Raw genomic sequence first — 9,394 nt, forward strand, 5'->3', positions numbered from 1 at the left:
CGATCCCGGAAAAGACCGGGCCGGCGTCTGCCTGCACTACCTGCTCAACCGCCTGCAGCCCCTGCCGTGGCAGCAGCCCGTGATGGTGTCGCTGAACCCGGTGCGCCCCATCGATGACAGCCAGGTCCACGCGCGCATCGAGTACAGCCACCCGGTGTTCGACCTGGCCGCCATCGAGGCCCAGGGCCGGGTGGATGCCCTGCAAGGCCAGCGCAGGACCTGGTTCTGCGGCGCATGGTGCGGCTACGGCTTCCACGAGGACGGCCTGCGCTCGGGCCTGGTCGCGGCCGACGGCCTGCTGCATGCCCTGCCGACCTTGCCCGTCCTGCCCGCCAGCGCGGCCTTCGAGGGGGTTGCATGACGGCCCGGCCGCTCATCGGCTTCGGCCATGTCTGGCACCGCCGCCTGCGGCCGGTGGAGCATGCCTTCCGCTACCCGGGCTATTTCCTCATGCTGCCCATGCGCAGCCTGCGCACGCAGCCGGACGCCGCGCTCAGGCGCAACCGCCGTGGCTGGCTGAGCTTCCATGACAGCGACCACGGCGAGGGCGGCTGCGACGCACTGGCCTGGTTCGAGCAGCTGCTGCACAGCGAAGGCATAGCCGACGCCGATGGCGAAGTCTGGCTGCACACCTTTCCGCGCGTGCTGGGCTACGTGTTCAAGCCCGTGAGCTTTTGGTATGCGCACCGCGCCGACGGGTCGCTGGCCGCCGTGCTGGCCGAGGTCAACAACACCTTTGGCGAGCGCCATGCCTATCTGCTGGCGGGGCCGGACCTGGCCTGGGGCCGCGAGCAGGTGGCGCGCAAGCAATTCCACGTCTCGCCGTTCTGCGAGGTGCGCGGCGAGTACCGCTTCCGCTTCGAACGCAGCGAAGACCGCACCCTGGCACGCGTGGACCTGCATGACGAGGACGGCCCGCTGCTGCAGACCAGCGTGGGCGGCGTGCTGCAGGTGCTGGATGCCGCCGCCGTGCGCCGCGCCTTCTTCGGCACCCCTTTGATGACGCTGGGCGTGGTCGCCCGCATCCACTGGCACGCGCTGCGCCTTTGGGCCAAGCGCGTGCCTTTCCATGGCAAACCCTCCGCGCCCAAGCGCTTCGTCACAAGATGAACACTACCGCCGCCCCCCTGCTGAGCCCCACCGCCGCAGCGCCGCGCCGCACGCCTGCGCGGGCACGCCGTGTGCTGAACCTGCTCGAACGCCTGCCCCACGGGCAGCTGGACCTGGAGCAGCCCGATGGCCGCCTGCTGCACCTGCCCCGTCCGCCGTCGGGGGCTGCCGACGCGCATTGCGTGCTGCACGACTGGCGGGCGCTGGAGCGCACCCTGAAATCGGGCGACATCGGCCTGGCCGAAGGCTATATCGCCGGCGAATGGGACAGCCCCGATCTGGCCGCCCTGCTGCGCCTGTGCATGGCCAACCGCGACCATGTGCAAAGCCTGGTGTACGGCAGCTGGTGGGGCCGGCTGGGCTACCGCCTGCGCCACCTGCTGCAGCGCAATACGCGGGCCGGCAGCGCCAGGAACATCCATGCCCACTACGACCTGGGCAACGATTTCTACCGCCTGTGGCTGGACCCCGGCATGAGCTACAGCGCCGCCTGGTTCCAGGGGCGCACGGGTGAATCGCTGCGCCACGCCGACCTGCAGGACGCCCAGCAGGCCAAGCTCAGGCGCACGCTGGACGAGGTGCGGCTGCAGCCCGGCCAGCGCCTGCTGGAGATCGGCTGCGGCTGGGGCGGGCTGGCCGAGGCGGCGGCGCAGGAGTTCGGCGCCCGGGTCACGGGCGTGACGCTGTCGCGCGAGCAACTGGCCTGGGGACAGCAGCGCATGCGGCAGGCCGGCCTGGCCGACGCCGTGGAGCTGCGCTACCAGGACTACCGCGACCTGCCGGCACGGCATGCGGGCGAGCCCTTCGACGCCATCGTCTCCATCGAGATGTTCGAGGCCGTGGGCCGCGAATACTGGCGCGGCTACTTCCAGACGCTGCGCGACTGCCTCAAGCCCGGGGGCCTGGCCTGCATACAGACCATCACGCTGCGCGAGGACCTGTTCGCGCGCTATCTGCGCTCCACCGACTTCATCCAGCAGTACATCTTTCCGGGCGGGCTGCTGCCCAGCATTCCTGCCTTCGAGCAGGAGGCACGGCGCGCCGGCCTGGTGGTGGAGCGCCGCATGGCCTTCGGCCGCGACTATGCGGAGACGCTGCGGCGCTGGCGCCAGGCCTTCGATCACCACCTCGACGCCGTGCGGGCCCAGGGCTTTGACGAACGCTTCGTGCGCATCTGGACCTTCTATCTCGCCTACTGCGAGGCGGCCTTCGACACCGGCAACACCGATGTCGTCCAGTTCACGCTGCGCAGGCCCCTGCCATGAAATCGCCACCACGTCACATGCCGCGCCGCCAGGCGCTGGCCTGGGGCGCCGCCTGCGCCCTTGTCCCTTCACTGATCGCCATGCCCAACGAACTCCACGCCAAGACTCCGACTGCCGACCTTCCGGCCGAACTGCGCAGCGCCCTGCCGGCCGCGCGCCTGGTGGGCACGGGCGTGCTGCGCTTTTTCGGCCTGCGCGTGTACGAGGCACGGCTGTGGGCCGCACCGGGCTTTGTGCCCGAAGACTACGCCCGCCACCCGTTCGCGCTGGAGCTGGTCTATGACCGCAAGCTCGAAGGCGCGGCCATCGCCGAGCGCTCCATCGCCGAAATGCGCAGGGTCGACGGCTTCACCGAGGAGCAGTCCCGCCAATGGCTGGCGCTGATGAAGCAGGCATTTCCCGATGTGGCGGCCCAGGACCGGCTGCTGGGCCTGAACGACGGCCAGGGCGAGGTGCGCTTCTTCCACAACGGCCGCCAGACTGCACAGCTGCGCGATGCCGACTATGCGCGCCTGTTCTTCGGCATCTGGCTCGCGCCCCAGACCTCGGCACCTGCCATGCGCAGCTCGCTGCTGGGCCAATCCTGAGCGCCCGGGACCACGCCATGGCCTCGCACCCTGCCGCCGCCCCCTTGCTGCCCTGGCGCACAGGGCTGGCCTATGGCGGCCTGGCCGCGCCGCTGGCGTTCGTGTCCCTGCCGCTGTATGTGAACCTGCCCTACCACTACGCCAGCGTGGCCGGTGCGCCGCTGGCGGGGCTGGGCGCGGTGCTGCTGGCCACGCGTGCCTTCGATGCCCTGGTGGACCCCGCCATCGGCCGCCAGGCCGACCGGCTGCTGCGCCGGGGCATGCGGCCAGCGTGGTGGGCGGCTGCACTGGCCAGCCTGCTGATGGTCCTGGGCTTCTGGGCGCTGTGGCATCCGCCGCGCGGTGCCCAGGCCGCCATGCTGGGCTGGCTGGCCTGCAGCCTGCTGGTGTGCACGCTGGCCTACAGCTTCGTCACCATCGTCCACCAGGCCTGGGGCACGCGCTGGGGCGGGCAGCCCGCCTGGCGGGCCCGCGTCACGGCCTGGCGCGAGGGCGCTACGCTGGGCGGTGTGCTGCTGGCCAGCGTGTTGCCGGCCTGGCTGGGGTTCGACACCACCAGCGCCGTGCTGGCGCTGGGGCTGGCGCTGGGGCTGGTGGGGCTGTACCGGCTCAAGGCTCCGGTGGCGCTGCCGCAGCAGGCCACGGCGGACACCTCTCGGATCTCACCATGGGCGGATGCCGGCTTTCGCCGGCTGCTGGCCGTCTTCATGGTCAACGGCGTGGCCGCGGCCATTCCGGCCACCTTGCTGCCCTTCTTCGTGGCCGACAGATTGCAGGTGCCCGGGATGCAGCCCCTGCTGCTGCTGTGTTTTTTTGGCGCGGCGGCCCTGGGCCTGCCGCTGTGGGTGAAGGCCGTCTCGCGCTGGGGCCTGGCGCCCAGCTGGCGCGCGGGCATGCTGGCCAGCGTGCTGGCCTTCGGCTTCACGCCCTGGCTGGGCACGGGTGACGGCCTGGCCTTCGCCGTGATCTGCCTGGCCAGCGGGCTGGCCCTGGGCGCGGATCTGGCCCTGCCGGGCGCACTGCTCACGGGCGTGATCCACGAGTCCGGCCAGGGCGGCCAGGGCGAGGGCCGCTACCTGGGGTGGTGGACCTGCGCCACCAAGCTCAACCTGGCCCTGGCCGCGGGCCTGGCCCTGCCCCTGCTGTCCGTTGCGGGCTACCGCAGCGGCAGCACCGATCCGGCCGGCCTGCAGGCCCTGGCCTGGGCCTATGGCGGGCTGCCCTGCCTGCTCAAACTGGCGGCGGCCGGGCTGCTTTGGCGCGCCGAGCGACTGCATTCTTCCTGGAGGCACACATGAGCCACATCACCCACTGCGCTTCGTTTTCACCACTGCGGCGCGCCTGCCTGGGGGCGGCATTGGCGCTGTCTCTGGCGGGCTGCGCCGGTCCTTCCGTGCAGGACTACGCCAAGGAGCAGCCGACGCTGGACCTGCGCCAGTACTTCAACGGGCCGCTGACGGCCCACGGCATGTTCACGGACCGCTCGGGCAAGGTGGTCAAGCGATTCACCGTGCGCATGACGGGCCGCTGGAATGGCGACGAGGGCACGCTCGATGAGCACTTCGTCTACAGCGACGGCAGCACGCAGCAGCGCATCTGGCATATCCGCCACCTGGGCGAGGGCCGCTACAGCGGCCGGGCCGACGACGTGGTGGGCGAGGCCCAGGGCCAGAGCGCGGGCAATGCCATCCGCTGGAGCTACGTGCTGGCCCTGCCCGTGGACGGAAGGGTCTGGAACGTCAGCATGGACGACTGGATGTACCTGATGGACGGGCGCACCCTGCTCAACCGCACGGCCATGAGCAAGCTCGGCCTGCACCTGGGCGACGTGACGCTGGCCATCATCAAGGAGTGATGGCCATGCCACTGTTATCCCGCCGGCTGAACCCGCCGCTGCGCGACTGGAAGGGCCGCTCGGCATGGCTTCTGGGCGCCTCCTCGGGCATAGGGCGCGCCACGGCCGAAGCGCTGCACGGCCAGGGCGCGCGCGTGATTGTCTCTGCGCGGCATGGCGGTGCGCTGCAGGATTTCGTGCGCGGCCGCGAAGGCTGCCTGGCCCTGCCGCTGGACGTGACCGATGCCCAGGCCGTGGCACAGGCAGCCCGTGCCGTGCGGGCCCATGTGGGCAGGGCGCCCGACCTGGTGGTGTACTGCGCCGGCCACTACCGGCCCCAGCGCGCCACCGAGTTCGACCTAGCCGAGATGCAGCGCCACCTGGCCGTGAACTATGGCGGCGCGCTGCACCTGCTCGATGCCGTGCTGCCCATGCTGCTGGAGGCCGGCCAGGGGCATCTGGCCCTGGTCGGCTCGGTGGCAGGCTATCGCGGGCTGCCCATGTCCCTGGCCTACGGTCCTACCAAGGCGGCGCTCAACAACCTGGCAGAAAACCTCTACCTGGACCTGCACGGCCCGGGCCTGGGCGTGTCCATCATCAACCCCGGCTTTGTCGATACGCCGCTGACGGCGCAAAACAGCTTCAGCATGCCGGCCCTGATCGGTGCCGACGAGGCCGCCCGGCACATGCTGCAGGGCTGGGCACAGGGGCGCTTCGAGATGAATTTTCCGCGCCGCTTCACGCGCTGGGTGCGGCTGCTGCGCTGCCTGCCCGATGCCTGGTATTTCTCGGCGGTTCGCCGCATCACAGGAGCCTGAAACCGATGAGCACTGCCCTCGGCGATCCCCGACTGGACCGGCTGGCCCAGGCCTATGAGGCGCTGCGCCGCGACAACCTGCCGGCGCTGCTGGCCCTCTATGCGGAACAGGCCCGGTTCAAGGACCCGTTCAACGATGTGCGCGGCCACGCAGCGATACAGCGCGTGTTCGCCCACATGTTCGAGCAACTGGACCGGCCCCGCTTCGCCGTCAGCCAGGGCGCGGTGCAGGGGGACAGCGGCTTTTTGCTGTGGGAGCTGGGCTTTGTCAGGGCATCGGGCCAGCCCATGCACATCTGCGGCACCAGCTACCTGGAGTTCGATGCGCAGGGACTGGTGGCAGTGCACCGCGATTTCTGGGACCCGGTGGAGGAAATCTTTGCCAAGGTGCCCGTGCTGGGTGCCGTGGCCAGGGCGCTGCAGAACAAGCTCAGGGCTCCGCAGTAAGCAGCCTGGCCAATTGCGCCAGGGCGCCGTCCAGGTCGTCCAGGCCTGGGGCGCCCAGGCAGATGCGCAGCCCGCTGGCACGGTCGTGCGGCTCCACCATCAGCGAGCCCGGATCGGTCAGCGTCACGCCCAGCGCCGCTGCGGCCGACACCAGGCGGTCGGCGGCCTCGCGCTCCATGGGCAGCCAGGCGTTGTAGGCCTCGGGGTGCAGTACCAGGCGGCTGTCGCCCAGGTGTGGGGCAAGGTGCGATGCGGCCAGCCGCACGCGCCGCTGTGCCTCATGGCGCAGGTCGGCCTGCAGGGAGGCGACCACTCCCTGGGACAGCCATTCATCGACCACGGCGCATGACAGGGCCGAAGGCGCCATGGACAGCTCCTGCAGCGTCGCCAGCGCGGCGCCGCACAGCGCTGGCGGCAGCACCAGCGTGCCCACCTGCAGCCCCGGGCCCAGCGACTTGGACAGCCCGTTCACATGCAGGGTGATCTCGGGCGCCAGGGTCGCCAGGTGCGCAAGGCGCGCGTGATCTGGCGAGCAGGCGGCATACACGCCGTCCTCGATGATCCAGGCGCCTGCGTTCCGGCAGATATCCACGATCGCCCGCCTGCGCTCCGCGCCCATGGTGGCCGTGGTCGGGTTGTGCAGCGTGGGGGTGAGGTAGAGCACCTTGCCTTCGGCGGCGGGAATGCCGTGCAGCGCCTCGGCCAGCGCCTGCGGCAGCAGGCCCTGCGCGTCCATGGCCAGGCCCTGCAGGGCGCAGCCCTTGCGCCGGGCCAGGGCAATGGCGCCGGGGTAGGTGATGCGCTCGGTCAGCAGCCGGCCCCGGGGCTGGCAGACCAGGTCCAGGGCCAGGGACAGCGCCTGGCGCGCGCTGCTGGTCAGCACCATGTGGCCGGGTTCCACGTTCAGGCCCAGCGTCTGCAGCCAGCGCGCGAGCACGCGGCGATGCTCCGCATGTCCGCCCGGCGGCGCGTAGGAATTGAAGTGATCGGCATCGATGCGGCGCGCAATCGCGGTCAGCGTGCGCGCCAGCAGGCGTTCGCTGATGGCGGCCGGCGGCGCGTTGGAGGACAGGTCGATGGCCTCGCCGCCCTGCGTCCGCCGGGCGGCCACGAAGGTGCCCCGGCCCTTGACGCTGCGCGTCAGCCCCCGGCGCTCCAGCAGCGCATAGGCCCTGGTCACCGAGCCCAGGCCGATCTGCAGCCTGTCGGCCAGGTCTCTGTGGGCGGGAAGGCGGTCGCCGCCGGCCAGCCGGCCTTCGACGATGTCGTCGGCCAGGGCGCGCGCCAGCCGCTCGGCGGCACTGGCTTCAATGCGCGCAAGACGGGGTGTCCAGGGGGAGGGCAGGAGCATGGTCGGGGCAAGGAAAAAAAGAGTGTGCCGTGACACTATTTCATTTATCGATAGTGTAACGTTCACCCCATGTTCAGCCACATCACCGTCGGCGCCCGTGATCTCGAGCGGGCCGGCCGCTTCTATGACGCGGTGCTTTCCCCGCTGGGACTGCAGCGCCGCGCCGTCCAGCCCGATGGCGGGCCGGCCGCGCTGTGCTGGGTGGCGCCGCAGGCTTCCTTGCCGCGCTTTTATGTCTACAGCCCCTTCAACGGCGAGCCGGCCACGGCGGGCAACGGCAGCATGGCGGCCTTTCTGGCGCCGTCGCCCGAGGCGGTGGATGCGGCCCATGCCGCCGGCCTGGCGCGTGGCGGAAGCGACGAAGGCCCGCCCGGCCAGCGACCTCATTACGGCGATGGCTACTACGGTGCCTACCTGCGCGACCCCGACGGCAACAAGGTCCATGTGGTGCATCGCGCCGATGTGCGGCCGTAGCGCAGATCGGGACCGCCGTCCGTTTCCCCTTCTTTTCCTTCCCATGCAACAAGGACTGTCTTCATGAGCATTGCCGTTCATATGGTCGACGTTTTCGCCAGCGGCCCGCTGTCCGGCAATCCGCTGGCCGTGATCACCGGTGGGCAGGCGCTGACCACCACACAGATGCAGCAGCTGACACGCTGGTTCAACCTCTCCGAAACCGCGTTCCTGCTGCCGCCCACGCAGGCGCAGGCCGACTACCGCGTGAGGATTTTCACGCTGGACCGGGAGATGCCTTTTGCCGGCCATCCCACGCTGGGCAGCTGCCATGCCTGGCTGTCCCAGCGCGGTGCGCCCAGGAACGCAGGCCACATCGTCCAGGAGTGCGGGGCGGGCCTGGTGCAGATACGGCAGGAGCATGGGCGGCTGGCATTCGCCGCGCCGCCCATGCTGCGCTTTGGCGCGCCCACCGCCGACGAGCTGGATGCCGCGCTGCGCATGCTGGGCATCACCGCCGAAGAGGTGCAGGCCGCCTCGTGGATAGACAACGGCCCCGGCTGGCTGGGCATCCGCCTGGCCTCGGCCGAGCAGGTGCTGGCGCTGGACCCGGCCCGGCAGTGGCCCACGCGCATGGACGTGGGCGTGGTGGGGCCCTATGCCAGGGGTGTCGGCGGTGCCAGCCCTGCCGCCTGCGAGGTGCGCGCCTTCTTCTCCGATCACCAGGGCGCCATCGTCGAAGACCCCGTCACCGGCAGCCTCAACGCCTCGCTGGCGCAGTGGCTGTTTGCGACGGGGGTGATGGACAGCGACTACGTTGCCGCCCAGGGCCGCTGCCTGGGCCGTGACGGCCGCATCTTCCTGACCCGTGACGGCACGGGCCAGGTCTGGGTGGGCGGCACGGCGCGCACCCATGTCGAAGGCGCACTGCGCGGCCTTTGATCCACACCGAAGGAACCCACGAATGACAGCGATCCAGGAGAGCCCGCGCGCTCCCGTCTCATCGGCCAGGGCCAACCTGAAAATGCTGGTGCGCTACAAGGCCTGGGCCAACGGCCTGACCTTCAAGAGCGTGATGGAGCTGCCCGAAGGCGAGGCCTTGAAGCAGCGCCCCACGAGCTTCGGCAACATGGTGCGCACGCTGAACCACGTCCTTGTGGTGGAGGACATCTTCAGGCACCACCTGCAGGGCCGCAAGCATGGCTACACCATGCGCAACACCGACCACACGCCCACGCTGCAGGCGCTGTGGGAATCCGTGCAGGCAATGGACCGCTGGTATGTGGAGTTCGTCGACGCATGCCCGGACGAGGAACTGGCGAAGGTCGTGCACTTCGAGTTCGTGGGCGGCGGGCAGGGCGCCATGACGCGCGAGCAGATCGTGCTGCATGTGGTGAACCATGGCAGCTACCACCGTGGCTTTGTCAGCGACATGATGTACCAGGTGCCCTTCGTGCCGCCGGCCAACGACCTGCCGGTGTTCCTCAGGGACTGCTACCGCGTGGACGAGCCGGCCTGCGGTTGAGGCAG

General features: G+C 70.3%; 11 protein-coding genes and 1 pseudogene. 11 read left to right on the top strand and 1 reads right to left on the bottom strand.

Features of this window, described 5'->3' with window-relative positions; genetic code table 11:
* The 8 genes and pseudogenes from L995_RS00750 to L995_RS00785 form a co-directional block, all read left to right on the top strand.
* Positions 1–361: pseudogene (locus L995_RS00750) on the top strand (NAD/FAD-binding protein); the annotation flags it as partial.
* Positions 358–1,110: a DUF1365 domain-containing protein gene (locus L995_RS00755; protein ID WP_047468187.1), complete on the top strand. Its 753-nt coding sequence runs from the start codon at positions 358–360 to the stop codon at positions 1,108–1,110. The pseudogene L995_RS00750 and the gene L995_RS00755, both read left to right, overlap by 4 nt.
* Positions 1,107–2,375, top strand: coding sequence for an SAM-dependent methyltransferase (locus L995_RS00760; protein WP_016448428.1), 1,269 nt, complete (start codon positions 1,107–1,109; stop codon positions 2,373–2,375). The genes L995_RS00755 and L995_RS00760 overlap by 4 nt, the downstream gene beginning before the upstream one ends.
* A gap of 17 nt (positions 2,376–2,392) precedes the next feature.
* Positions 2,393–2,962: a chalcone isomerase family protein gene (locus tag L995_RS00765; RefSeq protein WP_016448427.1), complete on the top strand. Its 570-nt coding sequence runs from the start codon at positions 2,393–2,395 to the stop codon at positions 2,960–2,962.
* Positions 2,963–2,979: 17 nt separating this feature from the next.
* Positions 2,980–4,260: an MFS transporter gene (locus L995_RS00770; protein WP_047468189.1), complete on the top strand. Its 1,281-nt coding sequence runs from the start codon at positions 2,980–2,982 to the stop codon at positions 4,258–4,260.
* On the top strand, positions 4,257–4,817 hold the full coding sequence (locus tag L995_RS00775; protein WP_016448425.1) for a DUF3833 domain-containing protein: 561 nt from the start codon (positions 4,257–4,259) through the stop codon (positions 4,815–4,817). The genes L995_RS00770 and L995_RS00775 overlap by 4 nt, the downstream gene beginning before the upstream one ends.
* Before the next feature lie 5 nt (positions 4,818–4,822).
* Positions 4,823–5,614, top strand: a complete 792-nt coding sequence (locus L995_RS00780; protein WP_016448424.1) for an SDR family NAD(P)-dependent oxidoreductase — start codon at positions 4,823–4,825, stop codon at positions 5,612–5,614.
* A 5-nt stretch (positions 5,615–5,619) separates the two neighbouring features.
* Positions 5,620–6,060, top strand: coding sequence for a nuclear transport factor 2 family protein (locus L995_RS00785; RefSeq protein ID WP_016448423.1), 441 nt, complete (start codon positions 5,620–5,622; stop codon positions 6,058–6,060).
* On the opposite strand, the gene L995_RS00790 is transcribed toward L995_RS00785, so the two are convergent.
* A complete protein-coding gene (locus tag L995_RS00790) occupies positions 6,044–7,411 on the bottom strand; it encodes an aminotransferase-like domain-containing protein (RefSeq protein WP_016452725.1) in 1,368 nt (455 codons plus the stop codon). The genes L995_RS00785 and L995_RS00790 overlap by 17 nt on opposite strands.
* A gap of 69 nt (positions 7,412–7,480) precedes the next feature.
* Here L995_RS00790 and L995_RS00795 point away from each other — a divergent pair, with 69 nt between their 5' ends.
* The 3 genes from L995_RS00795 (at position 7,481) to L995_RS00805 (ending at position 9,389) form a co-directional block, all read left to right on the top strand.
* A complete protein-coding gene (locus L995_RS00795; RefSeq protein ID WP_047468194.1) occupies positions 7,481–7,885 on the top strand; it encodes a VOC family protein in 405 nt (134 codons plus the stop codon).
* 63 nt (positions 7,886–7,948) lie between these two features.
* On the top strand, positions 7,949–8,806 hold the full coding sequence (locus L995_RS00800; RefSeq protein WP_047468196.1) for a PhzF family phenazine biosynthesis protein: 858 nt from the start codon (positions 7,949–7,951) through the stop codon (positions 8,804–8,806).
* 22 nt (positions 8,807–8,828) lie between these two features.
* A complete protein-coding gene (locus L995_RS00805; RefSeq protein WP_016448419.1) occupies positions 8,829–9,389 on the top strand; it encodes a DinB family protein in 561 nt (186 codons plus the stop codon).
* Positions 9,390–9,394 lie beyond the last annotated feature (5 nt).

Source organism: Delftia sp. ZNC0008 (assembly GCF_000799035.1).
GTDB lineage: Bacteria > Pseudomonadota > Gammaproteobacteria > Burkholderiales > Burkholderiaceae_C > Comamonas > Comamonas tsuruhatensis.

Coding starts and splice junctions, on each gene's coding strand:
- L995_RS00755 (WP_047468187.1), top strand. CDS start 358: ATGACGGCCCGGCCGCTCATCGGCTTCGGCCATGTCTGGCACCGCCGC.
- L995_RS00760 (WP_016448428.1), top strand. CDS start 1,107: ATGAACACTACCGCCGCCCCCCTGCTGAGCCCCACCGCCGCAGCGCCG.
- L995_RS00765 (WP_016448427.1), top strand. CDS start 2,393: ATGCCGCGCCGCCAGGCGCTGGCCTGGGGCGCCGCCTGCGCCCTTGTC.
- L995_RS00770 (WP_047468189.1), top strand. CDS start 2,980: ATGGCCTCGCACCCTGCCGCCGCCCCCTTGCTGCCCTGGCGCACAGGG.
- L995_RS00775 (WP_016448425.1), top strand. CDS start 4,257: ATGAGCCACATCACCCACTGCGCTTCGTTTTCACCACTGCGGCGCGCC.
- L995_RS00780 (WP_016448424.1), top strand. CDS start 4,823: ATGCCACTGTTATCCCGCCGGCTGAACCCGCCGCTGCGCGACTGGAAG.
- L995_RS00785 (WP_016448423.1), top strand. CDS start 5,620: ATGAGCACTGCCCTCGGCGATCCCCGACTGGACCGGCTGGCCCAGGCC.
- L995_RS00790 (WP_016452725.1), bottom strand. CDS start 7,411: ATGCTCCTGCCCTCCCCCTGGACACCCCGTCTTGCGCGCATTGAAGCC.
- L995_RS00795 (WP_047468194.1), top strand. CDS start 7,481: ATGTTCAGCCACATCACCGTCGGCGCCCGTGATCTCGAGCGGGCCGGC.
- L995_RS00800 (WP_047468196.1), top strand. CDS start 7,949: ATGAGCATTGCCGTTCATATGGTCGACGTTTTCGCCAGCGGCCCGCTG.
- L995_RS00805 (WP_016448419.1), top strand. CDS start 8,829: ATGACAGCGATCCAGGAGAGCCCGCGCGCTCCCGTCTCATCGGCCAGG.